29 protein-coding genes and 2 riboswitches are annotated in these 26,485 nt (G+C 39.7%); of the genes, 4 read left to right on the plus strand and 25 right to left on the minus strand.

Annotated features, from left to right (window positions below; genetic code table 11):
- Positions 1–39: 39 nt before the first annotated feature.
- The 4 genes from CHI06_RS24480 to queC form a co-directional block, all read right to left on the minus strand.
- Complete coding sequence (locus tag CHI06_RS24480) at positions 40–237, minus strand: Fur-regulated basic protein FbpA (protein WP_095251174.1); 198 nt, start codon at positions 235–237, stop codon at positions 40–42.
- 230 nt (positions 238–467) lie between these two features.
- Complete coding sequence (gene queE, locus CHI06_RS24485; protein ID WP_095251175.1) at positions 468–1,196, minus strand: 7-carboxy-7-deazaguanine synthase QueE; 729 nt, start codon at positions 1,194–1,196, stop codon at positions 468–470.
- Positions 1,189–1,671, minus strand: coding sequence for a 6-carboxytetrahydropterin synthase QueD (gene queD / locus CHI06_RS24490; RefSeq protein WP_095251176.1), 483 nt, complete (start codon positions 1,669–1,671; stop codon positions 1,189–1,191). The genes queE and queD overlap by 8 nt, the downstream gene beginning before the upstream one ends.
- The gene (gene queC, locus CHI06_RS24495; RefSeq protein WP_095251177.1) at positions 1,658–2,329 is read right to left on the minus strand and encodes a 7-cyano-7-deazaguanine synthase QueC; all 672 of its coding nucleotides are present in this window, start codon (positions 2,327–2,329) and stop codon (positions 1,658–1,660) included. The genes queD and queC overlap by 14 nt, the downstream gene beginning before the upstream one ends.
- Positions 2,330–2,541: 212 nt before the next feature.
- Positions 2,542–2,588, plus strand: a riboswitch (PreQ1 riboswitch).
- 128 nt (positions 2,589–2,716) lie between these two features.
- On the opposite strand from queC, the gene queF reads away from it, so the two are divergent.
- Positions 2,717–3,217 carry a preQ(1) synthase gene (queF, locus tag CHI06_RS24500; protein WP_095251178.1) on the plus strand — a complete coding sequence of 167 codons (501 nt, stop codon included), beginning with the start codon at positions 2,717–2,719 and terminating at the stop codon, positions 3,215–3,217.
- 109 nt (positions 3,218–3,326) lie between these two features.
- Positions 3,327–3,857, plus strand: a complete 531-nt coding sequence (locus CHI06_RS30240; protein ID WP_095251179.1) for a J domain-containing protein — start codon at positions 3,327–3,329, stop codon at positions 3,855–3,857.
- Between the two features lie 13 nt (positions 3,858–3,870).
- On the opposite strand, the gene CHI06_RS24510 is transcribed toward CHI06_RS30240, so the two are convergent.
- The 4 genes from CHI06_RS24510 to CHI06_RS24525 all read right to left on the minus strand — a co-directional run bounded on the left by CHI06_RS24510 (position 3,871) and on the right by CHI06_RS24525 (position 6,951).
- Positions 3,871–4,296, minus strand: a complete 426-nt coding sequence (locus CHI06_RS24510) for an OsmC family protein (RefSeq protein WP_095251180.1) — start codon at positions 4,294–4,296, stop codon at positions 3,871–3,873.
- 90 nt (positions 4,297–4,386) lie between these two features.
- A complete protein-coding gene (locus CHI06_RS24515) occupies positions 4,387–5,382 on the minus strand; it encodes an aliphatic sulfonate ABC transporter substrate-binding protein (RefSeq protein ID WP_095251181.1) in 996 nt (331 codons plus the stop codon).
- 32 nt (positions 5,383–5,414) lie between these two features.
- Positions 5,415–6,176 (minus strand): ABC transporter permease, encoded by a 762-nt coding sequence (locus CHI06_RS24520; protein WP_095251182.1) that lies wholly within the window; start codon positions 6,174–6,176, stop codon positions 5,415–5,417.
- Positions 6,109–6,951 (minus strand): ABC transporter ATP-binding protein, encoded by an 843-nt coding sequence (locus tag CHI06_RS24525; protein ID WP_095251183.1) that lies wholly within the window; start codon positions 6,949–6,951, stop codon positions 6,109–6,111. Before CHI06_RS24525 ends, CHI06_RS24520 begins: the two co-directional genes overlap by 68 nt.
- 330 nt (positions 6,952–7,281) lie before the next feature.
- Between CHI06_RS24525 and CHI06_RS24530 the strand changes: the two genes are divergently transcribed.
- Positions 7,282–7,467 carry a hypothetical protein gene (locus CHI06_RS24530; protein WP_045515772.1) on the plus strand — a complete coding sequence of 62 codons (186 nt, stop codon included), beginning with the start codon at positions 7,282–7,284 and terminating at the stop codon, positions 7,465–7,467.
- A gap of 76 nt (positions 7,468–7,543) precedes the next feature.
- Here CHI06_RS24530 and CHI06_RS24535 read toward each other — a convergent pair whose 3' ends face one another.
- The gene (locus tag CHI06_RS24535; RefSeq protein ID WP_095251184.1) at positions 7,544–7,819 is read right to left on the minus strand and encodes an aspartyl-phosphate phosphatase Spo0E family protein; all 276 of its coding nucleotides are present in this window, start codon (positions 7,817–7,819) and stop codon (positions 7,544–7,546) included.
- 304 nt (positions 7,820–8,123) lie between these two features.
- Here CHI06_RS24535 and CHI06_RS24540 point away from each other — a divergent pair, with 304 nt between their 5' ends.
- Complete coding sequence (locus CHI06_RS24540) at positions 8,124–8,411, plus strand: hypothetical protein (protein WP_142301018.1); 288 nt, start codon at positions 8,124–8,126, stop codon at positions 8,409–8,411.
- A 232-nt stretch (positions 8,412–8,643) separates the two neighbouring features.
- Here the strand turns inward: CHI06_RS24540 and cysI are convergent, their stop codons facing one another.
- The 16 genes from cysI to CHI06_RS24615 all read right to left on the minus strand — a co-directional run bounded on the left by cysI (position 8,644) and on the right by CHI06_RS24615 (position 26,484).
- Positions 8,644–10,362 (minus strand): assimilatory sulfite reductase (NADPH) hemoprotein subunit, encoded by a 1,719-nt coding sequence (gene cysI / locus CHI06_RS24545; RefSeq protein WP_095251186.1) that lies wholly within the window; start codon positions 10,360–10,362, stop codon positions 8,644–8,646.
- Positions 10,363–10,608: 246 nt separating this feature from the next.
- A complete protein-coding gene (locus CHI06_RS24550; RefSeq protein WP_095251187.1) occupies positions 10,609–12,411 on the minus strand; it encodes an assimilatory sulfite reductase (NADPH) flavoprotein subunit in 1,803 nt (600 codons plus the stop codon).
- A gap of 157 nt (positions 12,412–12,568) precedes the next feature.
- A complete protein-coding gene (locus CHI06_RS24555) occupies positions 12,569–13,294 on the minus strand; it encodes a sirohydrochlorin chelatase (RefSeq protein WP_095251188.1) in 726 nt (241 codons plus the stop codon).
- A gap of 21 nt (positions 13,295–13,315) precedes the next feature.
- Positions 13,316–14,092, minus strand: coding sequence for a uroporphyrinogen-III C-methyltransferase (gene cobA, locus CHI06_RS24560; RefSeq protein ID WP_095251189.1), 777 nt, complete (start codon positions 14,090–14,092; stop codon positions 13,316–13,318).
- Between the two features lie 30 nt (positions 14,093–14,122).
- Entirely contained in the window at positions 14,123–14,722 is a 600-nt protein-coding gene (gene cysC, locus CHI06_RS24565; protein ID WP_095251190.1) for an adenylyl-sulfate kinase, read from the minus strand.
- A 14-nt stretch (positions 14,723–14,736) separates the two neighbouring features.
- On the minus strand, positions 14,737–15,906 hold the full coding sequence (gene sat, locus CHI06_RS24570) for a sulfate adenylyltransferase (protein WP_095251191.1): 1,170 nt from the start codon (positions 15,904–15,906) through the stop codon (positions 14,737–14,739).
- Positions 15,907–15,970: 64 nt separating this feature from the next.
- Entirely contained in the window at positions 15,971–17,029 is a 1,059-nt protein-coding gene (locus tag CHI06_RS24575; protein ID WP_095251192.1) for an inorganic phosphate transporter, read from the minus strand.
- 15 nt (positions 17,030–17,044) lie between these two features.
- Complete coding sequence (locus CHI06_RS24580) at positions 17,045–17,761, minus strand: phosphoadenylyl-sulfate reductase (protein ID WP_095251219.1); 717 nt, start codon at positions 17,759–17,761, stop codon at positions 17,045–17,047.
- Positions 17,762–17,831: 70 nt separating this feature from the next.
- A riboswitch (SAM riboswitch) is annotated at positions 17,832–17,933 on the minus strand.
- Positions 17,934–18,098: 165 nt separating this feature from the next.
- Positions 18,099–19,130: an anthranilate phosphoribosyltransferase gene (locus tag CHI06_RS24585; protein WP_095251193.1), complete on the minus strand. Its 1,032-nt coding sequence runs from the start codon at positions 19,128–19,130 to the stop codon at positions 18,099–18,101.
- The gene (gene cobA / locus CHI06_RS24590) at positions 19,114–19,887 is read right to left on the minus strand and encodes a uroporphyrinogen-III C-methyltransferase (RefSeq protein WP_095251194.1); all 774 of its coding nucleotides are present in this window, start codon (positions 19,885–19,887) and stop codon (positions 19,114–19,116) included. Before cobA (CHI06_RS24590) ends, CHI06_RS24585 begins: the two co-directional genes overlap by 17 nt.
- Positions 19,888–19,902: 15 nt before the next feature.
- Complete coding sequence (locus CHI06_RS24595) at positions 19,903–20,748, minus strand: formate/nitrite transporter family protein (RefSeq protein ID WP_095251195.1); 846 nt, start codon at positions 20,746–20,748, stop codon at positions 19,903–19,905.
- Between the two features lie 251 nt (positions 20,749–20,999).
- Positions 21,000–21,323, minus strand: a complete 324-nt coding sequence (gene nirD, locus CHI06_RS24600; protein WP_095251196.1) for a nitrite reductase small subunit NirD — start codon at positions 21,321–21,323, stop codon at positions 21,000–21,002.
- 18 nt (positions 21,324–21,341) lie between these two features.
- Positions 21,342–23,735, minus strand: a complete 2,394-nt coding sequence (gene nirB / locus CHI06_RS24605) for a nitrite reductase large subunit NirB (RefSeq protein ID WP_095251197.1) — start codon at positions 23,733–23,735, stop codon at positions 21,342–21,344.
- Positions 23,736–24,033: 298 nt separating this feature from the next.
- The gene (locus tag CHI06_RS30995) at positions 24,034–24,153 is read right to left on the minus strand and encodes a CLC_0170 family protein (RefSeq protein WP_306453846.1); all 120 of its coding nucleotides are present in this window, start codon (positions 24,151–24,153) and stop codon (positions 24,034–24,036) included.
- Positions 24,154–24,173: 20 nt separating this feature from the next.
- Complete coding sequence (locus CHI06_RS24610; protein ID WP_095251198.1) at positions 24,174–25,391, minus strand: Ger(x)C family spore germination protein; 1,218 nt, start codon at positions 25,389–25,391, stop codon at positions 24,174–24,176.
- Complete coding sequence (locus CHI06_RS24615; RefSeq protein ID WP_095251199.1) at positions 25,372–26,484, minus strand: GerAB/ArcD/ProY family transporter; 1,113 nt, start codon at positions 26,482–26,484, stop codon at positions 25,372–25,374. Before CHI06_RS24615 ends, CHI06_RS24610 begins: the two co-directional genes overlap by 20 nt.
- Position 26,485 lies beyond the last annotated feature (1 nt).

A 26,485-nucleotide genomic window follows, 5' to 3' on the forward strand; every position in this document is an offset into this window, starting at 1 on the left:
ACAGCCGGCTTTTTCCTGTGTCTAAGTATATACAGTTCATTATTGCAGCTGTTGGTTTTCTTGTTCCACCTTACCCTCAACTGGGTTTGTTTCCATATACTCATATTCCCTTTCAAGGTCACTTAAAGTCCATTCATACAAATGTCGATCTTCTTTTTTAAACACACCAATTTTAAGCAGTTTATCAATAAGGTATTGCCTTCTTTGCTGGACAGCGGTTCGAAGAATATTCTTCATACCTTGTCACCTCCAGATTTTTTACTACTCCTGAGCTACCTATTCGATTTTAACCTCTTGCTTATTATGGCTGTGTCGATTTTTAGCATATTTACCTACTCTTAAAGCAAACTTCATCTTAACTTAATAAAAGAAAATAAACTGTATTTTTATTAATGGTCTACGGTATTAGAGGTTAGTAATTGTTCATACCAAAAAGCCCACCTATAGTTATAGGTGGGCCTTATCATTTAAACACCGCGTTTATTACCCCAAAGCAGGGCATGTAATTGAGGAAGCACTCTAACATTGTTTAATTGATTGTCTACCACTACTTGATTAACTAGCCATTCGTATTTAAGGAGAAGCTTTTGTATTAGTTCTTGATTATTAGGGTTTGTGATATCATCGTTTCCAACCGAAAGATAAAACGGAATGCCTTCGTATCTATTGTGAATCATTTTTGCATATTCTAGATCATCTTCATCAAATATAACGACTTTTAAACTTACATTATTCTCAAACTGGTTTTCGTCTAGATTAATAAAAATTGAATCTAATATCTCAAGGTTTGTTTCCATCCTTGAGCTTGGCGGTTTAGGTGATATGGTGAGTTCATCGATTTTTAAAAACCAATCCTGCCATTTGCTTCCCTGTGTTTCAATTCCAATAGTAATCTGCTTTTCTTTTAACAAATCAATCAGTGAATCTAGATTTTTGAGTAATGCTGGATTTCCCCCAGAGATGGTTACAAAGGAGAAATTGTCCCCGCCAAGGGCTTTTAATTCAGTCCAAATTTCTTCTGCAGTCATCTGCCTGATATCATCTCTGGCGCTGCCGTCCCATGTAAAGGCTGAATCACACCAGCTGCAGGAATAATCGCAGCCGGCGGTTCGAACAAACATCGTAACTTGGCCAACCACCATCCCCTCGCCTTGAATAGTCGGGCCAAAAATCTCAAAAATTGGAAGTTTACTCATTCTCCATCCACTCCCTTCTTGCTTCTGCATAGCTGGTAGGCGTTTCAAAAAGCCGGACAAATTCTACTCTAGCTCCGAGGAATTGATCCTTATTCTCCTCTTTGGCTAATGCTGCTTGCATTTTTTCATAAATCCAAACCACGATATTTTCAGCGGTTGTATTCATCGGAGGCAGTGTTTCATTTAGGTATCGATGATCCAGGTGAATCTCAATTTCATTTTTCCAAATTACCTTGATATCGCTAAAATCCATCATTAATCCTCTATCATCCACATAGCCGCTAATCCCGAAGACTACTTTATAGGTGTGGCCGTGCAGGTTCTTGCATTTTCCTTCATAGCAATGTAAGTGATGTGCGGCATCAAAAGTAAATTCCTTGCTTACCAATACACGTCTCGTATGATACTTTAACTCCTTGCGCTGAATGTCTTCATCTATTTTCTGCAGTTTATCGACGATTCTAAATCCGTACATTTTTAGTCCTCCCAATTAGAAAATCATCGAGTCCTCGTTTTCTTAACACACAGGCTGGACATTCCCCACAGCCGTCAGAAATAACGCCATTGTAACAGGTTAACGTATTCTCCCGTACGTATTCAAACGCATTTAATTCATCCGCTAATTCCCATGTTTCCGCTTTATTCAGCCACATTAATGGAGTGTGAATAACAAAGTTATCATCCATGGATAGATTCAAGGTAACATTAAGTGATTTGATAAAAATATCACGGCAATCAGGGTAGCCGCTGAAATCTGTTTCGCAAACACCTGTCACTAAATGCTTGGCACCAACCTGACGAGCTAACACTCCGGCAAAGGTAAGGAACAAAAGGTTTCTTCCTGGCACAAACGTTGAAGGAAGTTCACCATCTTCTCCGTCTTTTACTTCAATATCAGAGCGTGTTAACGCATTGGGTGCGAGCTGATTCAATAAAGACATATCTAATATATGGTGTCTTACACCTAGTTCATTGGCTATATTTTTGGCACATTCAATTTCTAAACTATGCCGTTGATTGTAATCGAATGTGACTGCCTCCACCTCTTTAAATTGTTGTAACGCCCAAAATAAACAAGTAGTGCTGTCTTGCCCGCCGCTAAATACGACAATGGCTTTTTCATCTTTTAACATGTTAGGAAACTCCTTCCAAAATAGAAAAAGCCGTACCCCAAGATAGAAGTACAGCTTCATCTTAGTTTTTTTAACGAGGGGGGCTAGAACCTCTATTGGTTTATACTGTTAGTATAATACCATAAAAAAAATAAAAAAAGGAACCATAATTTTTTATTTGACGTTTTTGCTGATGTCCTTTATCATATGGAGAAGATAATACCCGTACTTACACGGGAGAGGTTCATAGCTGATACCCTCTATAAAAAACTATGGATACATGACTCTATGCCATGTCCATACCGGACGTGGCTTTTTGTTTTTTTATCCTTGTGGTTTGCTGTAGTTGATGCTGGGACTCTCCTTCTAAAAAAGTGTTGGGATACATTTTGACTTGGAGGTTTTTTTATGTCTGGCCGTAGCCATGAAGAAGGATTAAAGGATTTAACACTATTAGGTAATCAAAATACACAATACTCATTTGAGTATGCGCCAGAGGTTTTGGAGGCGGTCGATAATCTTCATCCAGAGCGTGATTATTTCGTAAAATTTAATTGTCCTGAATTTACTAGTCTTTGCCCGCTTACGCATCAGCCCGATTTTGCAACGATGTATATTTCATACATCCCGAATCAAAAAATTGTTGAGAGTAAATCTCTTAAACTCTATTTATTCAGCTTCAGAAATCATGGTGATTTCCATGAGGATTGCGTCAATATTATCATGAACGATTTAATCAAGCTTTTAGATCCTAGATATATTGAGGTTTGGGGAAAATTCACTCCACGTGGTGGTATTTCCATTGATCCATGGTGTAACTACGGGAAACCAGGTACCAAGTTCGAAGAAATGGCGACTTTCCGGTTGATGAACCATGACCTGTATCCAGAAAAAGTAGATAATCGATAATTGAAAACTATTTTTAATAAAAATTAAATAGTCCTGTAAACCTTTAACATTTTTCATATGATACATTGAGTTTAGTAATTACTAGACAAATGAAGAATGAGTTGATCCTATGTTGAATGTTAAAGAGGTTACTGATCAGCTTAGGGCTGAGGGGATTACGGACAGTGAACAGGTTGTCATCCGTTGGATTCTCGATGGGAAAATCAAGGCAAGAAGAACCAAGCATCTTAATCTAGAATACTCAATAAATCCTGTTGATTTAGCGTCTTTTATTTTGGAAAAGAAGATTGAGTTCAAAACGAAGAAATTTGGGATAGATTTTCACCATTGGGAAAAAACGTTCCACGAGAATCAAAAATTCAAAGAAGAAATTGAACAGTTAAAAACCTCGATTCGGATTGAACAAGCAAAAAATAGGTCATTAAAAAGAATGCTAAAAGCTGAGTATGCTCTTTCAGACTCTCCACCTTTGACCCTTACCTCCTTATTGGGTTTAGAACCTGGGGCTGATATGGAGGCAATCAAGAAGGAATACAAGAAAATATTAAAGGCGCTCCATCCTGATAGAGGCGGCGACGAACGACTATTTAAAGTGTTTTATGATCACTATGAAAAGGTAAAGGATCCAGCAAAAAGCTGAATCCTTTTTGTTTTTATAAAACTTGGTTGCCTTTTATTCCGTTAATCGAATAGCTTGCTACTATGTTTGTACTTAAGGAGTGAGATACTGAGCAATATTTATCTTTTGATAATTGAATCGCGCGTACTACCTTATCTTCTGGCAGATCGCCTTCTACTAAGTAATGAATATGAAAATCAGTAAATTTCTTTGGTTCGGAGTCTGCCCGCATCCCTTCTACTTCCATTGCAAATCCCGTCAACTCTAATCGCATTTTTTTCAAAATCATCACGATATCGATGCCTGTACAGCCTGCAAGTGAGTATAGGAGAAGCTCAGTTGGCCTGGGGCCGCTATTTTGACCGCCAACTTCTGGTGCCGCGTCCATCCTTAAATCATGCCCTGAAGGCGTCTTTCCGGTAAAGGCCATTTCTCCTGTCCAGTAAATAGTTGATTTCATTTCTATCGTCCCTTCCTTTATGTAAATTCATCCTTATTTTACCTTAAAAAAAGGTTTTGAACTCCTATTTGAGTCCAAAACCTTCTATTATTACTTAAGTAAGGACAAGTCGATTAGACCTTTAATATCACTACTTGGAATATATCCAGCTTCTTTACTGATATCTGCCATTTCCTGAATTACCTTTTCATTTACATCTGTTGTCACCGCTAAACGAGAGAATGCTGCATCCACTTCCTCTTTGTTTAACTCTTTACCAGTTAGATCCTTTAGATGCTTGATGACAATTTCTTTACTTTCATCTGAATTGTCCTGAATGAATTTTACCGCTTTTTTGTGAGCATCTAAATACTGCTTAGATAAGTCTTTGTTTTTCAAAAAGTCTGTTCTAGCTGCTACTACTGTATTTGTTGATTCCTTGCCCCATGCGAACTCATCCCAGTCTAGAAGTAACTTTCCATTTGCTTGGTTTTCAAGTACATATCCCCAAGGCTCTTGTGTCGCTGCCGCGTCAACTTGTTTTTGAATGAATAGAGAAGCTGTATCAGCTGGTGCTGCAGCGAATAAATCTACAGTACCTCCACTTGTTTTCGCTTTTAACTCTGCCTCTTTTAACGCTTTTCGGAGCATAACATCCTGCGTGCTTCCAATAACCGGAATTGCCACTTTTTTACCATCTAAATCAGCTACTTTTTCAACACCGCTTCCTTCTGCTGCAACAAGAACAGCCCCGCCATTTACTGCACCAGAAATCAGGTGATATTCCTTGTTTTTTACATAAAAGTTAAGTAATGGACCAGGTCCTACTGTACCAACGTCAATTGCTTTTGTTGCCATTGCTTCCATAAATAGTCCGCCGTTTGCAACTGTTTTTGTTTCAATCGTTACATCCTTACCGAAAGCTTCTTCAAAATACCCTTTTTCAAGCGCAACTATCGTTGCGATATGTGTTAAGTTTGGAAAATACCCGATCTTAACGTTTTTCACCTCTCCGCCTTCGCTTTCATTGGAAGATTGAGCACATCCACTAAGTAATCCAATAAACAAAATGGTGATAAATAGGTAAAGCATAGATTTTTTAAACATGATTTTTCTCTCCTGGCTCTATAATTTTTTTATTAAGCTCTTTTTCGAATACCCCATTTTACTTCTACATTGCGTTCTAGTCGTGAAAAAACAACATTATCGACTATGGTCCCGATAATTGCAATAATTATCATGACAGAAATAACTAAATCCATTTGACCGAGTGAACGACCCATTTCAAGCAGTTGTCCAAGGCCGCCACCGCCCCCAAGAAGTTCACCGGCCATTAAGGCACGCCATGAAAATGCCCAAGCAATTCGAAGTCCCGAAATGATTTGCGGTACAGATGCTGGAAGAATGACAGTCCGGAGGAAATGAAATCCACTTGAACCATATACCTTAGCAACACGCTGATAAAGCTGAGGTACATTTTTAAACCCGCTTGTTGCATTCACCGTCATGGTCCATGTCGCACCGATAGTTACAATAAACAAAATGGAAAAATCATTTAACCCAAACCAGATGATCGCTAATGGAAACCAGACAATACTTGGAATTGATTGGAGCGCAGTAACGACAAATCCAAGTGTATCTTCGACGAGTTTATAACGCCAGATGAAGTACCCTAATATCAATCCGACAATAATAGCAATCGTAAAGCCGAGTAATATCCGTCCTATACTTTTACCGATTGCTAATGTGATTTGACCACTGAGTAAGCCGTTAAAAAGGGTTTCCAATACCTGACTAAGGCTGGGAAACATAAAATCGGGAAGGCTGGAAAATCTAGATGTGACTTCCCATATCACCGCTATCACCGCGATGAAGATGATCCGTCTTAAAGCTGTAGTCATCACCCATTTCCTCCTTCAATACTTTTTCGATTTCATCTTGTAAAATAGATAAAATTCGCTGTTCTGTATTTAATGTAACACTGTCCGGTGTTACTCCATCCTTCATCGTTGGCACGGGAATGATTTCTTTAATCCTGCCTGGACGAGTGGCAAACACGACCACTTCCTCTGAGAGGAGTACCGCTTCTCTGATATTGTGAGTGATAAAAAAGATGGTTACTTTTGTCTTTCTCCAAATTTCAAGCAGTTCTTTATGCAGCACCATTCTTGTTTGTTCATCCAATGCTGAGAAAGGCTCATCCATTAACAAGATGTCAGGCTCCATTACTAACGCTCTTGCGATTGAAACCCGCTGCTTCATTCCACCAGATAATTCGTGAGGATATGAATTTACATAGCGGCTGAGGTGAACCATTTTTAAGACATCAAGTGCCTTTCTCTTCGCCTCTTCTTTAGGCATTTTTTTAAGATTTAAACCATAGGTTACATTTTCTAATACGGTCAGCCACGGAAACAAACCTGCTTCTTGGAAAACTACTACTCTTTCTGGTCCAGGTTTTGATACTAAGTTCCCATCGACGCGGATTTCGCCGCTATCAGCTTTGTCGAGTCCAGCAACTAGGTAAAGCAGCGTAGACTTCCCACAACCTGATGGTCCCACAATCGAAACAAAACTGCCTTTTTTAACATTTAAAATTATCCCATCAAGAACTTTCACGTTTTCTTTTCTATCATTTATAAAGCTTTTTTCGATAGAATCTATCGTTAAATACATTTAATGTCACCTCTTTTTCAATTCCTAGTAAATCTATTGGTTTTATTATATTACAAACAATAGGTAAGTCAACTATTATTCTATTATTCTGCAAAATTTTATGTACCTCTTTTTGTATTTACTGAATATTTAAATATTTTTCTACAAATGACTAACAAGGCAGATGGATTCCCGTCGTTATTTGCAGGAACTTTACTATTTCTAAAAGAATCTGGTGATTCATGTAGATAAGTTTATTACAGTTCATGCAGGAGAAACTCATACGTTTCTAAAATTAATAAAGTAGACGAAAAGCAAGTCTAATGATTAAGTTGAAAGGTGGTCATTGCCATGAGCCAAGATATTACCCTACAACAAATTGCAGAAGGTGTACCAAAGACACTATTAAATGCGTCCGATAGAGACATTGAAGGATTCCAAAAAATCATCGAAGAAACAATTAAATTAAGAGAAGCACATAGAAATCTGCAGAAAATGGTAAAAAGCTTCTCTACTTCTACGATTCAGCGAACGTAAATATTTTTGAAAAAAAAAAGACCCACCCTTGTCAAAGGGGGTGGGTCTATACATACCTTATAGAGAATTTCATTCATCAATAGAATCTATCACCTTTATAAGGAGAAATAAATTTGTAAGGTCTTGATACTAATTTGAAAAAATGCTGTATAACCGCTACAAAATCATCTAATAAAAAGGTAGATTTGGGCATTCCCTGGTTTATGGTTAACCTTCTGTATTCATTAAGAAGATTATCTAGTTCTTGACTGCAAGCTATCGTTTCTTTATTAGACAGTCCCTTTGTCATACCTATTTTTATCATTTCGTTTCTCTTCTCATTTATTGCCTCTTCTAAATCAACTATATTCATAACAAAAACACACCTCTAACTCTATTAATTACCCAGATGCTTTTAAATATATTAGTCATGAACAGAATTATAGCATGTATTTAAATCTATTAAATCGTTTCGATAAAACAAGTTAAAATATGACAAAACTAGACGATTTTTAAAATTTCAGATTATTCTATAAAATTCTTTTCCCTTGCTAATTCTGCATATTTATAGGATGTTGTTGTATGTTGAAGGTAAATCAGGCCAATACTTACCATATGGTTATTATTGGTTTAGCAAAATTATTATATAGGTTTTTTTGAAAAATCAGGAGGAATTAATGATGCTTTTTGAAGAATATGAAGTATTGCTAAAAAAAACGGTTGCTGTTGCACCAGATTGGGTAAAAAGCGACATACAGGACATTTTGAAAAAAGATGAAGGGAAACATATAGGAGTAAGTTATGTCATTTCACAATTAAATGATAGATATTCTTTTAGTCTCAGACATATTTTGTCAGCAATGGATTTTTCGAGTGAGTGGACGCAGGTTTCAAGAGAACGGCTTAGTTTTATTGATAATAATATTGATGTTGTTGTTGCACTGTATTATGATCTCAAAGATTAACCGTGAGAAATTGTATGTCAATACAAAAAGCAATACTAATTCATATGCGAATTTGTATTGCTTTTTGTGTTTTTTGGCGGATGTGTTAAATTGGGCTGTTGATTTGTGCACCAGGCGCTTCGCTTTCCGCACAAATCAACAGCGTGCCAATATCAGTATTTTGCTTTAACACATCCTATTTTTTATATGTTCATTTTCCGTTATAACTCCCCTGAAGCAAAGAAGCTAATGTTTAAGCATGAAAATTTGTGCCGTCGGTTGTGGCTTGGACTATGCCGGCACGAATGACGAAGTCTCCGAAGTGCTCTTCTTGCTCTCGTTCTTTCGCGTAACGGGAAAGAATGACACGCAGTTCGCTCAAGATTTCTTCTTCACCGATATTTTCTCGGTACATTTTGTTGAGTCGGCTGCCGTCAAACGCCGCTCCAAGATACATATTATATTTTCCTACCGCTTTACCCATAAATGCTATTTCTCCAAGTCCAGGGCGCGCACAGCCGTTTGGACACCCTGTCATACGGATGGTAATTTCTTTATCCCTTAGACCATTTTCATCTAAAATGTCCTCTATTTTATCAATAAGCTTAGGTAAGTATCTTTCTGCTTCTGCCATTGCTAACCCGCATGTAGGAAGTGCAACACATGCCATTGAACTGCGGCGAAGTGCAGAATAGTGACTACCATCCGTTAAACCATATTGTTCAATTAGTTCATTAATTTTTTTCTTCTTCTGGCTTGAAACATCGGCAATAATTACGTTTTGATTTGCAGTTACACGGAATTCACCTTTATGGACTTTTGCAATTTCTTTAAGAGCTGTTTTTAGCTTATAATCATCCGAATCCGCAACACGGCCGTTTTGGATATAAAGGGTATAATGCCATTTTCCTTGAACGCCTTTTACCCAGCCGTAACGGTCGCCGTTATCATCAAAGTGATAAGGTTTTGCCTCATCAAGACTCCAGCCAAGACGATTTTCTAATTCTTCCTTGACGGTTTCCAATCCTAGTCGGTCAACGGTATACTTGAACCGGGCATTTTTCCGCTCGGATCGGTTACCGTAATCGCGCTGAATGGTAATGACTTTTTCTGCTACATCTTGAATTTGATCTGGAGTACAGAAGCCGATTACCTTAGCTAGCTGAGGGTAAGTCTCTTTATCACCATGTGAACTTCCCATACCGCCGCCAATTGCCACGTTAAAACCAATAAGTTTTCCATCTTCTACAATCGCAATTAACCCAAGGTCTTGTGAAAAGACGTCAATATCATTCGAAGGCGGAACGGCAATGGCAATTTTGAATTTACGTGGTAAATAAAGCGGTCCATACATCGGTTCAACATCATCCACTTCAGGACTACCAGCTACTTTTTCTTCATCAAGCCATACTTCATGGTAAGCCCTTGTTCGCGGCAATAAATAATTACTTAAATGTTTTGCCCATTCGTATACTTCCATATGAATCTCAGATTGATAGGGATTTGAGGTACACAATACGTTACGATTGACATCACCGCACGCAGCAATTGTATCCAATAACGTAGAATGGATTTCTTGTATTGTATTTTTCATATTCCATTTTAATATCCCGTGCATTTGAAACGTTTGACGTGTAGTAAGTTTTAATGTTCCGTTACCGTTTTTATCAGCCAGCTCATCCAAAACTAGCCATTGGGACGGTGTCGCAACACCGCCAGGCAAGCGGACACGAAGCATGAACTGATAGGCAGGCTCAAGTTTTTGCTTTTGGCGCTCATTGCGGAGATCTCGGTCGTCCTGCAAATAGCTGCCATGGTGTTTCATTAGACGGTTATCATCGTCTGGAATGCCTGCACTGATTCTGTCGAGCATTACTTCTTTTAGTGTTCCGCGTAAAAAATTACTTTCGCTTTTAATACGCTCTACATCACTTGGCGCGCCTTCAGGTGCCTTTAACTTTTGCTTCACCATTTATGAAAAATCTCCTTCCACTACTGTATCAATAGGGCTCTTTTCTTATACTTTGTTGCTAAATGGAACAAAATTTAATGAATATGCAAGATTTCCGCAGAAAATAGAATACTTCCAATAAGAAAAGAGCCAACAAACTGAATTCTATAGCGCAAAATAACTATTTCCAAGTTAAAATCGGCCTTAAGATTTTAACAAAGTTAAAATCGGCTTTAAAATTTTAACAACAAGCTTTACGAATTCAACTCAATATACATCGCGCTGGTATCGTTTTCGCTGCTGCATGTCTGCTAGATAGGCTTCTGCCTCATCTCGGCTCAAGCTTCCCTCTTTTTCAATTATTCCAATAAGCGTTTGATGGACGTCATGTGCCATATGTTTCTCATCACCGCAAATGTAAACATGCGCACCTTCTTGAAGCCACTCGAACAATTCCTTGCTCTGTTCTAATATGCGGTGTTGAACATAGACTTTTTCTGCTGTATCCCTAGAAAAAGCAACATCCATTCTGGTTAATACTCCGTCTTTTAGCCATTTTTGCCATTCTGTTTGGTAAAGGAAATCCGTGACAAAATGCTGGTCTCCAAAGAACATCCAAGACTTACCTTCTGCCCCAGTTTCCTCACGCTCTTGCATAAATGAGCGGAAGGGTGCTACCCCTGTTCCTGGTCCAACCATGATGATTGGGGTTTCAGGATTCGCTGGAAGCTTAAAGTTTTCGTTTTGTTGAATATAGATTGGTACACTGTCTCCTGGCTGTAATCGTTCTGCCGTAAAAATAGAGCAGACACCTTTACGGTCACGACCATTGGCGTTGTAACGGACAGCACCTATCGTTAAGTGAACTTCATCAGGATTCGCATTTAGGCTGCTTGCAATCGAATATAAGCGTGCAGGCATCTTTCTAAGTATCGAAACAAACTCTTGAGGAGTGCTTTTCAACGGTCCAAATTCGCGAACCACATCAAGTAAATCATGTCCTTCAAGATAGGATTTGACTTTTTCACTGTTGGTTAAGAGCTCCTGCAAATCTATATTCGCCGTAATCTTTGTTGCTTTTTCAAGAAGCGGTTTTGTTAAAGTAGTAATTTCATAGTACGTACTAAGGGCATCTCTTAACGAGAGAACCTCGCCTTGTTTATTAATTGTCACACTTTCTTCCGGGTTCCATTTCAATTCTGCAAGAAGCAAATTGACAAGTTCTGGATCATTTTCCGGATAGATTCCAAGACTATCGCCTGGTTGGAAGCTAATTCCTGATCGTTCAAGTGATAACTCCAGATGCCTTGTTTCTTTGTTAGAGCCTCGTCCGTTTAAGTTTAGATTATCAAGAACTTCTGCTCTAAACGGATTGGTTCTAGAGTAAATTGATTCTACTGTTTGTGTGGATGCTGCCTGAGCTAGTGCAGGAATTCCTTCCTTTGCTTCACCTAGGCTGCTAATGATTCCTTCAAGCCATTCTGCTGCCGGTTCATCATAATCCAGGTCACAGTCGAAACGAGGATAAAGTCGAGTCCCACCGAGCTCCTCCAAACGAGCGTCAAATTGTTTTCCTGTTTGACAGAAGAATTCATATGAGCTATCTCCAAGAGATAAGACTGAAAAGTGTAAGTCCTCTAGCTTCGGTGCCCGCTTTCCATGTAGAAACTCATGGAATGTTAGGGCATTATCCGGTGGATCCCCTTCTCCGTGTGTACTAACTAAAATAAGTAGATTTTTAACTTTTTTAATATTGTTTGGTTTAAAATCGCTCATAGCAGAAACAGTTACTTGGAACCCTTTCCCTTCAAGCGTCGTGCTGGCCTTTTTTGCTAAGCCGCGAGCATTTCCTGTTTGTGATCCGTAAAGAATGGTCACTTCTTTTGAAGCTGCACCATCGGCTGTTTGCTGGCTTGGTACGCCTAATACAGAAGCAATTGGCGCAGAAGCCGCACCAGCAAGATACCCACTCAACCAAACTTTTTGAGATTCAGTAAAAGTAGGTAAAAGACGATTTAGGAGTTCCGCCTGCTCCTGATTAAACGGACTGTTCATTACCTGAAGTTGCAACGTTATCCACCTCACTATGGAATATAAACTTATCATACAGTATTTTTTAGAGGCCGTTAGATTTAAATTGGTCTATTTCTTGACCCAGTTCTCTATTTAATAAAGTTATAGATTATTTCGTAACTAGCTTTCGTTCACTCTAACCAATTATTAGATACTACTCACCAACCGCACGTTCAATTACGATATCTTCGATTACGGTATGGTTGCTTAAAGCTTGAGTACAGAGGATTCTCTGACCTCCTTTTTGGCGCAAGCGAACGGTTTTGTTTAATTCTGCAAGTAGGAGTCCGGTAAATAACATATAGGGAACAACAATTACCCGACCCACAGCACCTTCCGAAATATTCTCTAAACCCTCACTTAGCTTCGGTTCGGTTGCCGCTAAATAGCAAACAGATACCCTTTGCGCTCCAAGCCGTTCCCCGATACCATCCGCAATTTTTCCAAAATTCACGTGGACATCCGGGTCGCTGCTGCCTACACCGACAATCAATAACCTGTCTTCTGGGGTCACCTCACCTGCAGAATCCCTAATTAACTCAGCCACACCATCTAGAATAACATCCTGTACTCCGAAAGGGTTCTTTATTTTTACCGGAATAGTAGGATATTTGGCAATAATGGGTGACAAGGCTTCAGGAATATCCCGTTTTATATGTCCCGCTGCCAAAAGAAACAGTGGAACAACGTCAATTTCCGTTGCACCCCGCTCGACACATGTTTCAAAGCCTTCTTCAATCAGCGGCTCTGTGAGCTCTAAGAAACTCAGTTCCTGTATCGGAACGTCAATTCGTGCCTTTACACTTTCAATAAAAGCCCTCATCTCGACCGCCCCTTTTTTCGAACGAGTACCATGGCCGATATAAAGAATTGCTTTCATAATATGTGCTCCCTTCTGCTGTTACCGGTTGGCGGCTGGAATATTTGCTAAAATTTCTTCCTGAAACCAATTCAATTTTTTGTGCAAGGTTACTACCTCCCCAATCACAATCATACTTGGATTGGTAATCCCCTCTCTTTCTACCACTTCTTCAATCGTATCAAGTGTGCCAACTACTGTTCTTTGGTCGCTTAATGTACCCCAATGAATCAAAGCGATTGGAGTCTGTGGCGATTTTCCATTGGAAATTAAATGTTTGGTTATCGCCGGAAGATGAGAAACACCCATGTAAACACAAATCGTATCGACTCCCTTTGCCAAGTGTTTCCACTGGTGCTCCGCCTCAACATCACCAGCTTGATGTCCGGTAATAAAGGCGAAGCTTTTACTCAAGGTACGGTGGGTCACAGGAATCCCTGCATAAGCGGAAGCCGCTATTCCAGCGGTAATACCTGGAACAATTTCAAATGGCACGTTATGCCTAGAACATTCCTCTGCTTCCTCACCGCCACGGCCGAAAACAAAAGGATCTCCACCTTTTAAACGCACCACGTTATATCCCTTTTTGGCGTATTTCACCAAGAAATGATTTATTGTCTCCTGCTTCATTGTATGATAATGGGGAAGCTTGCCGCAATAGACAAGTTGCGCTCCCTCTTTTGCATTCTCCAAAAGTTCAGGATTTACCAGCCGATCATAGAGGATGACATCAGCTTGCTTGAGGCAGCGTAACCCTTTTACTGTAATCAAATCTGGATCGCCAGGACCCGCACCTACTAAATAAACCTTGCCAACCATTGATCAACCATCCTTTCTTTCTGATTCAAATTATAGTATGTTTTTTTCTTGGAGGTAATTGAAAATTTGATTTACCGCTTCTTCTACTGTTAATAAATCAGAGCGGACCGTTATTTCTGGAAATTCCGGTGCTTCATAAGGAGAATCAATCCCCGTAAAATCCTTTATTTCCCCACGTCGGGCCTTTGCATATAGCTGCTTCGGATCACGTTTTTCACATTCGCCAAGAGGACAATCTACAAAAACCTCAATGAACTCGCCTTCTTCAAAAATGGCTCGGACCTGGTCGCGATCGGAACGAAATGGTGATATAAAGGCTGTAGTCACGACTGCACCACTATCTACAAATAATTTGGCAACCTCACCAATTCTTCTGATATTCTCTGTACGGTCATGGTCAGAAAAACCGAGATCCTTGTTTAATCCATGGCGGATATTATCACCATCTAGAACATATTCGTTAATCCCCTGACGGTACAAAGCGCTCGATACAGCGTTCGCAATCGTCGATTTCCCAGAACCAGAAAGTCCTGTAAACCACAGTACACAGCTTCCATGACCATTTTGGGCATGACGGTCGGATTTGGTAACTGTACTAGCGTGCCATGTAATATTAGTTGCTTTTGTCAAAAGTTTTCTCCTCCTTAAACCGTCGTCTCTTCTTTCATGCCTTCAATCAACACTTCAACAACCTCTTTACGGCTAAAAGTGGATGGAGGAAGCTGTCCTGCGCGAAGCAATTCCCGTACTTTCGTTCCAGATAGAATCACTCGATCTTCATTGCTATGCGGGCAAGTTTTATCAGAAGCCATTCCTTCACATTTCGTGCAATAGAAGCTATGTTCAAAAAATAATGGTTTTATACCAAGCTCCCCTTCAGGGAATTCATTAAAGATTAATTGAGCATCGTACGTACCATAATAATTACCTACACCTGCATGGTCACGGCCAACAATAAAATGCGTGCAGCCAAAGTTCTTACGGGCAATCGCATGAAAAATCGCTTCTCTTGGTCCTGCATATCTCATTGCTGCTGGGTAGACACCAAGCTGAACACGTTCTCTTGGGTAATAATTTTCAAGAAGGACACGATAGCTTTTTAGGCGAACATCTGCTGGGATGTCGTCAGATTTCGTTTCCCCAACAAGTGGGTTCACGAAAAGTCCATCAACTGTTTCAAGTGCAGCTTTTTGAATGTACTCATGTGCACGGTGAATTGGATTTCTTGTTTGGAAGCCGACCACCGTTTTCCAGCCTTTTCCTTCAAACAATGCACGTGTTTCCTTTGGTTCAAACCAAACATCACTGAAGACCCCTTTTTCTGGTTTCTTAATAAGAGTTACTTCACCAGCCACATAGACAGGTCCTCTTTCATATAGACGCTTAACTCCTGGGTGAGCCGTTTCAAGTGTTTTATATACCTCTACTGCTTCTTTATCTAGGTTCGGTTCATACCATTCTGATACGGTAATTACCCCGTATACCTCTTTGTTAAAAACAAGCTTGATTTTCTCCCCAACTTCAAGTGTCGCTGCTGTTTCATTGGAAACAGGAAGCGTAACGGGAATAGACCAAATCGTATTATCACTAAGACGCATATTCTCCACTACGTTTTCATAATCAGCTTTCCCAAGGAAACCGGTTAGCGGACTAAATAACCCAACACCGATTAACTCAAGATCACTTAGGGCAATGGCGTCGATTTCAAGTTCTTTTACGATGGATGTAACATCATAGTTTGGATCAAATGCTTGGATTAGTTTTCCTCCATGAGGTGTTGGTAAAAATGACAACAGAATCAAACCTTTCTTCATGTAATTTAATTTTTATTATTAAACTCTTCGGAAAAAAGAGATTTAAATCATTGAAACTACCAAGCTATTTTTCAGCAACTTCTGTCACCGCTTGGTTCGATTTTTTCATAAGTGACATTACACCGAATACGGAAATTAAGACACCTGCCATCGCAACAATTGGATAGAAGTTATGCTCTATCAGCAATTGGATAAGTGTGTAGGAAAGCACCATCGATAATACAGGTGAAACGATCCACACAGTAAGAAGCTGAACCACTATATCCTTTTTTAAGACAGACTTTCCATGCTTGGCAAAGCCGATTCCGATAATCGAAGATGTCGTGATTTGAGTAAGCGGGACCGGAATCCCGAATACAGAAGCTACGGTGACAATGGCTGCTCCCGTTCCTGAAATAACACATCCCTCTTCCAAACGGAGAGTGGTAATTTTCTTACCGTTTGTTTCAAGAACACGTTGTCCTAACAGGATGGCACCTAATGCAACACAAAGCCCGCCCCAGAAAATGCCGTCACTTGTCGACATAATGTCAGCACCGACTAGCGGTCCAACCGCATTTGCCACATTGTTCATCCCTGCTGAGAAAGCTTCAAATAACCCCATACATACGACAAGAACGGAAAGGATTGGAATGGCCTTCGGTGCTTCCATCCAGCGTTTCAAAGTTTTATTTTTTAATAGATTCGCAGCTAGAATGGCAATCACAAATGCCGCAAATGGAGTAAGCAGCCAAAAGACCATAATCCATGCCAAACTGCCGACAAATACTGATTGGTAGACAATGCCGGCACCTACTACCGATCCTACTGCTACTTCACTTGTTGAAAGTGGAATCCCGAATATATTTGCTAAAAATAACGCTAACGCAGCAGAAGCTAAAACAATAAGAGCAATTGGCACGCTAAATGTACTACTTGGGACAATCCCGCTGCCAATTGTTTTAACTACTTCTCCGCCGCCTAGCCAAGCACCAAAGAATACGGTAATACCACACAATAACAATGCGAGTTTCTTCTTAACCACTCCGGCTCCGTAAGAAATACCCATCGAAGCTGCTGCACCACTAGCACCAATATTGATTGCAAAAAATAATCCAATTATAACTGCAATAATCGTGAGCAAACTAAAAGCCCCCTTTTAGGATGTGTGTAAGCCACACTCCGTCTTTCCGCTTCCCACCCAGCGTCCTTCACGTGAATCACCATCTGCCGAAACAGGCTGCGTACAAGGAAAACAGCCGATACTAGGGTAATTTTGATCATGCAAGGCATTGTAAGGGAGGTCTTTTTCCTTGATATAGGCCCAAACTTCATCCCATGTCCAGTGGATAAGCGGACAGATTTTAATATTCTGAAACTTCTCATCCTTATTGAGAAATTGAGTGTTTGCTCTAGTGGGTGATTGTTCTCGGCGAAGCCCTGAGATCCATGCTTGCTTTGCCGTTAGTGTCTCCCTTAATGGTATGACTTTGCGGATATTACAGCATTGGTTGGGCTCCCTCTTCCATAGTGCTGACCCATATTGCTCGCGTTGTTCATCTAAGGATAGCTTTGGCAGTTTTCGCTCAATCTTTAATGAAGGAAAACGCTCTTCGATTTTGTTAATAACCTCATATGTTTCCGGAAAGTGTAAGCCAGTATCTAAGAATACGATATGCGCGTCTGGTTTAACCTGTTGGATGAGGTCAATTAATACTATCGCTTCAGCACCAAAACTGGACGCATAGACAATTTGTTCATCTGGATAAGAGCTGTATGCCCATTCCAATACCGATTTTGCTCCTTTCGTACTATCCTCGATAGGAAACGTATCGGATATTTGATTCCATTTTTCATACGTAACCAGTGTAGTCATTACTAAAATCCTCCTTTTTCCATTAAAAAAGCCTTCCCAAAAAAAGGAAGGCATCTCACGTTTGTTTAACGCCTTATCTCCCAAAATGAAGATCATTTTGCTGGAATTAGCACCTTGCACAGCAGGTTGCCGGGCTTCACAGGACCAGTCCCTCAGCCACTCTTGATAAGATATATGGTATTTGTTGAGACTAATCCTACCATACCAATAGGATTTATGTAAATAAAAAAATATAAAATTTAGAAAAATTAATTTGTCACCATTATTTATTAAAAAAACGTCATAGAAGGTGATGCCTTCCATGACGCATTTCATTTGGTTATTAGGTATTAACATTTTAAGACTGGGTGGTTATCCATTTTTTCAATTGACGCAGGCCTTTTTGTTCTTTAATCTGTTCTTTCGCGATTTCTATCCCTTCTCCAATACTAGTAGCAGCACCGAACAGGTGATACCGTATTCCTGTATTAAATACTACTTGATTATAATAGTATTTAAGTATTTTTGAATTCTCTCCGCTTAGTATCGCCATCGTAATATCTGATTGTTCTTTTGCTGTAAGTTTGATATCTTTATCCATTTCAGGTGCCAATAATCCAAATTCCTCTGGGTTCACAATAGAAGATTTCATCTCATTTTCTGTTATTTTAAAAATAAAGCTATTGCGATGAACAGGTAAATCTTCCGACCCTTCCATTCCTTGAACCACATACACATTTTTATAGGACAGTCCTTTGAATATAGGAGCAATTTTATTAATCGCTGTTCGATGATAAGCCCCCATCATTATGGATTCTGCATTCGCTAAATTCAATAATTTCTCAACTGTATTAAGGAGAGTTCTGACCCCAAGCTCTTTGCGGATTTTCCGCAGTTTCCCTAAACTATTAGAGAATTCTTCGGTTGAAGCAAAAGCAATTCCTGCTTCTGTTATTGTCTTTAACAAACTAGCAGCATTTAGAGATATATCAACGCCTATTCGTGCCAGAATCTCCTTCATTGCGACACCATATTTTGGCGGTAGAGCATCACTCCCATGTAAAAATACCGGCAAACCATGTTCAGCCATTAAAATAGCAGTCGGGATGCTCCCCATAAAAGTGTTTCTACCATTATAAGGACTAGCTAGATCAATGATTGGCAGCTGGGTCGATTCTAACTTTTCACTGTGATCACCAAAGGCATGGACAAATGCAAGCAGTTCTTCAGGCGACTCCGATTTTAAACGTAGTGCAATTAGATAACCAGCTATTTGAGCATCTGTCGCATCCCCATTTATAATTGCTTGGGCGACTTCCTTTGTTTGATGATAATCTAAGTCTTTAGAACCTCTTTTTCCTCTTGCTACCTCTTTAAGCCATTGTTGCATAACGTTCCGCCTTCTCTCCTTCTTCTAGTAATCTTAGTTTATCACGGAAGGTGACGACTTCTCCAATAACAATCATAGCAGGATTTTGAATTTCTTCTTTTTTGACTATGCCTACAATAGAACTCAACGTTCCTGTTACCGTACGCTGTGCACTTGTTGTCCCTTGCTGTATGATGGCAATAGGGGTATCCGCTTTTTTACCATGCTTCATTAATTCCTCGCAAATATATGGTAGATTTGTCATTCCCATGTAGATTGCCAGTGTATCAACAGCTGTTGCTAGACTCTTCCAATTTATGTCGGTAGGTTTCCCCTTTGGCTTGTGTCCAGTTACGATCGCAAAAGAGCTTCCTAATTCACGATGAGTAATTGGAATTCCAGCATAAGCAGGAGCGGCTACTCCTGCCGTTATTCCTGGAACTACCTCGACTGGCAGTCCGTGTTCAACTAAAGCTTCTACTTCCTCTGCCCCGCGTCCAAATACGAAAGGATCTCCACCTTTTAATCGAACAACATTTTTCCCCTGTTTCGTGTATTTGACTAAAAGATGATTAATGGTTTCTTGCTGAAGTGTATGGTAATTCGGTTTTTTACCACAATAAATGAGGTGGCAATCCCGTTTCGCTTCCTTTAAGAGCTCTGGATTAACCAGCCGGTCATAAAGAATCACGTCTGCTTTCTGAATACATCTTAACGCTTTAACTGTTATTAAATCAGGATCACCAGGACCTGCTCCAACGATATACGCCTTCCTCATTATCATCCCTCCAACTTAAGGCTGTGTACTCGGTATCGCTGCCTTTGTTTGTGGCAGTTCTAGAATTATTTTGGATTCTGCCTTTTTATGAGTGTAATAGAGCGCCATTCCTGTAAAAAGAACACCGCTGACTAAATTTCCAATTAGGACGGGAATTTGATTCCATACCCACCAATCTGTGATCGTAACATCCGCACCAAGTATGATTCCAGCTGGAATCACAAACATGTTTACCACTGCGTGTTCAAAGCCTTGAGCAAAAAAGATTAATATTGGAAGCCACATTGCTGCGATTTTTCCAATTACAGACTTCGTGGTCATAGCCATTACCGCACCAAGAGTAACCATCCAATTACAGAGCATCGCTTTTACAAAAACGACCAGGAACCCTTCTGCACCAAGACTTTTATATCCTAATGTTTTGGCTTCGGCCACTGCGAGGATTTTTGTGGCCACAGCATGATCGTTGACCTGTCCGAGCTGTGTGACTGCAATGATATAAAGAATGGCATACATAACAGCTCCTAGCACATGCCCAATAATGACCCAAAACCAATTTTTCATCATTTGTGCAGCTGTAGCTTTTTTCGCCATCACCGCAACAGGAATTAGTGCGAAGCTTCCTGTAACCAATTCCAACCCAAGGAGAATGATTATCACAAACGCGGCTGGAAAAAGCAGAGCACCCACTATCCCAAGTCCTGTCTGAACCTCAGCTGTAAAAGCTAAAGTCGTGCCAAACCCGAGCAAAGAACCACCTAGTGCTCCCCGAATCAGCAAATCCTTAATAGGTAATTTCGCCTTAACTTCACCTGCCTGAATCATACTCTCCACAACTTGATTAGGACTTACAATCGCCACCCTCTTCACTCCTCTAATTATTAGATTTAGAGTTTCACCAAAATGAACTGTTTATTAGTGACCCAAGCTCTTCTCTCATTTCCAGTTGGGGCACTATGAACCTCTTATAGTTACCCAAACTCTTTACATCTTTCCAGTTCGGTCACTATAGACCACTTATAGTGCCCCAAACTACTTTCTCACTACTGGTTCGGTCACTATGAACCTCCCAAACTTCTTTTGCCATTTGCCTATTCTCTTCTCCACCCTATCTATTTGCTTATTAAGATATATACTTGATCTCCTTTTACTTCAACCGGATAGGACTGAACACATCCTACATCCGGCGCCTGGACTTTGCCGTCCTTTACACTAATCTTCCAATCGTGCATCGGGCAAAATACATATTCTCCGCTTAGTATCCCTTCGGCAAGGACTCCGCCTTTATGGGGACAACGGTTCTCAATGGCTCGAATTTCCCCATTTTCCAATTTAAAAACTGCGATTTCCTTCCTGCCGATGGTTACGGTTTTACCTAATTTTTGCGGCAAGTCACAAACTTCTCCGATAAACACGCTGCGTACTGTTTTTTCCATAACTCCAGCTCCCCCTCGTCATATTTTTACAGTTTGATAAAGATCTCTTAAGAGATTCTTATTGTTAATAGCTTCCTTCCATGGGTCTTGCACCACAGACAAAGCCTCATCGATTCGATTGTTGTATTCCTTCACCATAAACTCATCTGACAATACCTCTCTTATATGGTCTATCCCTAAGCGGTCCACCCAGGCAGAGGTTCTCTCTAAATATTTAGCTGATTCACGATAATATTGGAGGAACGCTCCAATCATCTCTACCAGTTCATCCCCATTTTTAAACTTGAATAACAGATTGGCTTCACGAAGATGGGTCCCGCCGTTGCCGCCGACATACATTTCCCAAGCACCCTCAACACCGACAATTCCTACATCCTTAATTCCGCTTTCTGCACAGTTACGCGGACAGGCGGACACAGCCATTTTCACTTTATGAGGAGTGTTTAAGCCTTCAAATTTCTTTTCTAGTCTGATTCCCATCCCAATCGAATCCTGGGTGCCAAACCGACAATAATTTTCCCCTACACATGTTTTTACCGTGCGTAGCCCTTTCGAGTATGCTGATCCAGAAGGCATATCCAATTCTGACCAAATCTTTGGCAGGTCTTCCTTATATACACCAAGTAAATCGATTCGTTGACCACCCGTCACCTTAATCATGCCAACCTTATATTTATCCGCGACATCGGCAATTTTTCGTAAGTCTTCTGAAGTTGTAACGCCCCCATACATTCTTGGAACAACGGAATAAGTTCCGTCCTTTTGGATATTGGCATGCATTCTTTCATTGACATACCTGGCTTCCCGCTCATCCTGGTATTTCAATGGATCTATCATCCCTAGGTAATAATTTAGAGCTGGTTTACATTTCGAACAGCCATCTGTGTTCCACTGCAGTACGTTCATTACCTCTCGAATATGTGTCAGTCCTTTTTCACGAATTCCAGCCAAGACCTCATCTCTTGATAATGTTGTACAGCCGCAGATTGCTTCCTTTTTGTCTGCCTGATATTGGTCACCAAGCGTACAAGCTAGTAAATCAGAAACAAGAGATTTACAGCCTCCGCAAGAACGAGATGCATTGGTACAGCCTTTCACCTGGTCAACGGTTGTTAATCCATTGGCTTTAATCGCTTCTAGAATACTTCCTTTTGTGACACCGTTACAGCCGCAAATGAGCTCTTCATCTGACATGCTGGCAGCCACATTTTCTTCAGACTCAACACTTTGTGCAGACTGTAAATATTCCTCAATACGCGCTCCTTTTTTAATAAAATTAAATAACTTGTTTCCATCCTTCGTATCACCGAACAAGACAGCTCCGGCAATTTTCCCATCTTCAATTAAGACCTTTTTATAAATACCATGCCAATCATCGTAGGTTTTATATACTTTTGTACCCTCATCCTCATTGATTTTCCCTGCTGAGAAAACATCAACACCTGAAACCTTTAATTGAGTCGAAAGGACTGACCCTTGGTAGCCTTCAACCTGTATCCCACTGAGTCTTTTTGCTAACACTTGTCCTTGTTGATATAACGGTGCTACTAATCCATAAGCAATTCCGCGGTGCTCGGCACATTCCCCAACAGCAAACACATTCGGAATTTCTGTTTCTAAATAATCATTAACTAATATTCCGCGGTTAACGGGTATTCCAGCTTCTTGGGCCAAAGCGACATTCGGCTTTATTCCAACAGCCATTACTACTAAATCAGCTTTAATTTTGCTGCCATCAGTAAACTTTAATCCTGTTACCTGTTTTTTGCCGGTAATTTCTGCGGTATTTTTTTGTAAAATAAAGTTCATGCCCTGTTTCTCTAATTCTGCTTGCAGTAACTTCCCTGCACTTCGATCTAATTGACGCTCCATTAAGTAATCATAAATATGAATAACATCTACCTCCATCCCGAGGTTAAGGAGCCCTCTTGCTGCTTCCAAGCCTAGTAATCCGCCGCCAATCACAGCTGCCTTTTTATATATTTTTGAATATTCAATCATTTCTTCACAGTCTTTTATATTCCGAAACGCCTTAACCCCTTCCTTATCTGCTCCAGGTAATGGAAGCATGAATGGGTTAGATCCTGTTGCAATAATTAATTGATCATAGGACTCTATTCGTCCTTTATCGGTGCTCACACTTTGTGTTTTTGTGTTAATGGATGTAACACTCTCTCCGGGATAAAATAGGATCTTGTTATCTTCGTACCATTCCCATTCATTCAAAGTGATATCACTTACCGAAGTACCTCCCTGAAGTACCTTAGATAACTGAATTCGATTATAATTCGGATAGGGCTCTGTGCCAAAAATCGTAATTTCAAAACCATCTGGGTTGATTTTCAACACTTCTTCTATGGCTCTAACCCCTGCCATTCCATTGCCTATAAGAACTAGCTTTTGTTTTATCATGCGAACACCTTCCTTGTTTGATTTGAATTATCTGAATTATTTATAACATTGTGACAGCTTTATTAACATGAGTTTGGAAGGTTATCTCACACATTATTTCAACACTTTAATCTATTAAAGCACCATTAAACCCCTTATTTAATAAGAGTGATAACGGATACATTAATATAAAAATCCATAAAAAATTGGACCTCAAAAATGAAGTCCAAAAACAGTATCACCACATGAATCGTGTGTATATGAAATCTGCTGCAATTAATCCAAAGCCAATTGAAATATTAACCCATCCTAAAAATTTTTACACTTTTTGTTCTTTTTTCAGAGAAGCATGTTGATAAGCCTTTACATCTGTCAGCAGAATCAGCAGCCCTGTAACCCAGAATATGGCGATTACGAAATTTAAATAGCCGATATACAAGAAGCATGCTCCTTTGATCCTTATTTAGATTTCATTCCAACTCGGTGTATATGGGAATCTACTTCGATATCAAACGTAATATTCTTATAAATTTCATCCCATTCTTCTTTTGTTTTTACGTTTTCGTTCCAATATTTTGGTAATTTTGCTCGAAAATGTTCACCAAACCCAAATATATCGGAATTTGATTTTTGCGTCTTAGCAATTAACTTTTCAATGGATTTTTTAGTGTTTTTTGATGATTCTTTTTCAATTTTTTTCAGAATCGCAGAATCGGAGAGCTGGATTTTTGCACTTTCCTTTTCATCTATCTCGCTTTCATATTGGATTTTGATGGAGACATGTGGTCGGCCGCTTTTAAGCGTTACTTTCGTCCTGGTTTTCCTGCTGACGGCCCTCACCAAAACGGATTCATCCTTCCCAGGCACTTCAACAAACGCACCATACCCTCCTCTGCCGATTCCTCTTACGGCCATAAAGACACCTATTTCCAAAGTAGATGTCTTTCCGACCATCTTATCATTATGGAAATAAGCAAGACCATGAAGTTGAATAATATTTTTTTCCTTAAGTGCTAAATAAGGTAAGTAGGGATCCTGACCCATACTAGAGTAAATGGTCCAAAATAAACCAATGAAAGAGGGTGGAAATTTTCCTAATGCCGATAAATTGTCAACTATGTCTGCCAAATATAAGGATGGAATACGTTCCAACTCTGGATTTAATTTCATATATTTTGCAGCAGGTTCTTTTGACACGACCAATGCTGTGGTTCTGCGAATTTCTGGATTGCGTCTAAGAAAATCATTAAACCTGGCTGTTCCTTTTCTGGCTACTTCTTCACTTAGAACCATTACACGTAAATGTCCTAGAAATACTTCATCCGCTACCTCCTGCTGTAAATTTAACATAGCATCCTCTAATGTATGACCTACGATTTCCACAACCAAAACCGGCTTTAAAGAACCCCCTGGCTGCTGTGGACCCAGAGGTATTCTGCCTGGAACAGCAATTTGTGCAGTAACCTTGATCATTTCTTCGTCTGGAATCGGAAACTTCTTACTCAAATGAGAGATTTCATCTTCCTGCTTTCGATCTTCATCATTCGCTATATCAATTCCAATCGCTAAAACATTCGCTCTCTGCTCAATTTCTCGGCTGTCCCAGCAGCCTGAAAGTAATGGTAAAAAAGCCAACAAAAGGATTACAGCTTTTATCTCACGTTGATTTTTCCACATGTTTTTTTCTCCTCCAACTTCTGAGGAAATCTATTGTTAATAGAAATGCCGGATACATAATCGTAATAAGTAAGCCTGCTCTTCCGATATATTGGATAATCTCATACATATGTAGAATGTTTTGCGGTAACATTGCCAAAAAAAACACAAAAGGCAGGATAAAATAGGAAAGCATTTTATGGTCCTTTAGTTGGAAAAGTTCCTTAATGGAATGGATCGTAAAGTAGTAACTTGAAAATATAGTCGTAAATACAGCCAAAACCCAAACAGCTAAAAAGATAATATCCAATCTTTGAAGTATGTTTCCAGGTATAGCCGTTGTTCTAGCCAGCTCAAGTGTCGGCCAAAAGATTTGTTTAATTTCTTCAGGTCCAAAAATAGCCACAGTAGCGATCACAATTAATAGATATAATCCACCTGAAACCAAAATACCCCAAAAGCTTGCCTTTAGAGCTTTTTTTGGTGATTTCATGGAGGGGATAATCATGGTGATAATAAAAGATCCCTGAAATAAAGCTGAAATGGTAAGCATTCCACCCGCCATGCCTTTTAGATTATTCCCTAAAAATATCGGACGCAAATATAAGAGATTGGCATTCTTTAATGAAAATGCAACCACAATTAATACAGGTGCCAATAACATAGGTACATAAAAATTGTGTATGTAGGAAAAGACATTGATATTATTCCTACAATTAATGGATGCCAGTAAAAGCATGACAATGACGGAGACCTCTAGTGGTGTTTCTCTTAAAACAGCAGTTACGACAACCGCACCGAATTCCCGAGCCGCAAGGCTGGTTAAGATAACAAAGAAGAAGATAACAAAAACACTGAAAATCTTTCCCAGCCATTTACCTATAATATCCTGGCTATATGTAATTATTGTTTTTTCCGGGTGTCGTATCCCAAGGAAGGTTAGAATAAATAATCCAATAGATGCCAATAAAATACCTATTAAGGTTACAAACGGGGCACTTGTTTCACCGGCTCTAACCGCAAACAACGGCAAGGGAAGTACGCCTACCCCAATAATGGTACTAATTAAGATGGTTGTTGCTTGTTGTGTCGTGATCTCCCTTGGATCCCCCATT

The sequence above is a fragment of the Bacillus sp. 7884-1 genome, assembly GCF_002272245.1.
Lineage (GTDB): Bacteria > Bacillota > Bacilli > Bacillales > Cytobacillaceae > Neobacillus.

Coding starts and splice junctions, on each gene's coding strand:
- CHI06_RS30240 (WP_095251179.1), top strand. CDS start 3,327: ATGTTGAATGTTAAAGAGGTTACTGATCAGCTTAGGGCTGAGGGGATT.
- queF (WP_095251178.1), top strand. CDS start 2,717: ATGTCTGGCCGTAGCCATGAAGAAGGATTAAAGGATTTAACACTATTA.
- CHI06_RS24580 (WP_095251219.1), bottom strand. CDS start 17,761: ATGACTACACTGGTTACGTATGAAAAATGGAATCAAATATCCGATACG.
- queD (WP_095251176.1), bottom strand. CDS start 1,671: ATGTACGGATTTAGAATCGTCGATAAACTGCAGAAAATAGATGAAGAC.
- CHI06_RS24480 (WP_095251174.1), bottom strand. CDS start 237: ATGAAGAATATTCTTCGAACCGCTGTCCAGCAAAGAAGGCAATACCTT.
- CHI06_RS24525 (WP_095251183.1), bottom strand. CDS start 6,951: ATGTATTTAACGATAGATTCTATCGAAAAAAGCTTTATAAATGATAGA.
- CHI06_RS24535 (WP_095251184.1), bottom strand. CDS start 7,819: ATGAATATAGTTGATTTAGAAGAGGCAATAAATGAGAAGAGAAACGAA.
- queE (WP_095251175.1), bottom strand. CDS start 1,196: ATGAGTAAACTTCCAATTTTTGAGATTTTTGGCCCGACTATTCAAGGC.
- sat (WP_095251191.1), bottom strand. CDS start 15,906: ATGAAGAAAGGTTTGATTCTGTTGTCATTTTTACCAACACCTCATGGA.
- nirB (WP_095251197.1), bottom strand. CDS start 23,735: ATGATAAAACAAAAGCTAGTTCTTATAGGCAATGGAATGGCAGGGGTT.
- CHI06_RS24510 (WP_095251180.1), bottom strand. CDS start 4,296: ATGAAATCAACTATTTACTGGACAGGAGAAATGGCCTTTACCGGAAAG.
- CHI06_RS24610 (WP_095251198.1), bottom strand. CDS start 25,391: ATGTGGAAAAATCAACGTGAGATAAAAGCTGTAATCCTTTTGTTGGCT.
- CHI06_RS24540 (WP_142301018.1), top strand. CDS start 8,124: ATGATGCTTTTTGAAGAATATGAAGTATTGCTAAAAAAAACGGTTGCT.
- CHI06_RS24515 (WP_095251181.1), bottom strand. CDS start 5,382: ATGTTTAAAAAATCTATGCTTTACCTATTTATCACCATTTTGTTTATT.
- queC (WP_095251177.1), bottom strand. CDS start 2,329: ATGTTAAAAGATGAAAAAGCCATTGTCGTATTTAGCGGCGGGCAAGAC.
- nirD (WP_095251196.1), bottom strand. CDS start 21,323: ATGGAAAAAACAGTACGCAGCGTGTTTATCGGAGAAGTTTGTGACTTG.
- CHI06_RS24585 (WP_095251193.1), bottom strand. CDS start 19,130: ATGCAACAATGGCTTAAAGAGGTAGCAAGAGGAAAAAGAGGTTCTAAA.
- CHI06_RS24520 (WP_095251182.1), bottom strand. CDS start 6,176: ATGACTACAGCTTTAAGACGGATCATCTTCATCGCGGTGATAGCGGTG.
- CHI06_RS24555 (WP_095251188.1), bottom strand. CDS start 13,294: ATGAAAGCAATTCTTTATATCGGCCATGGTACTCGTTCGAAAAAAGGG.
- cobA (WP_095251194.1), bottom strand. CDS start 19,887: ATGAGGAAGGCGTATATCGTTGGAGCAGGTCCTGGTGATCCTGATTTA.
- CHI06_RS24530 (WP_045515772.1), top strand. CDS start 7,282: ATGAGCCAAGATATTACCCTACAACAAATTGCAGAAGGTGTACCAAAG.
- cysI (WP_095251186.1), bottom strand. CDS start 10,362: ATGGTGAAGCAAAAGTTAAAGGCACCTGAAGGCGCGCCAAGTGATGTA.
- CHI06_RS24615 (WP_095251199.1), bottom strand. CDS start 26,484: ATGGGGGATCCAAGGGAGATCACGACACAACAAGCAACAACCATCTTA.
- cobA (WP_095251189.1), bottom strand. CDS start 14,092: ATGGTTGGCAAGGTTTATTTAGTAGGTGCGGGTCCTGGCGATCCAGAT.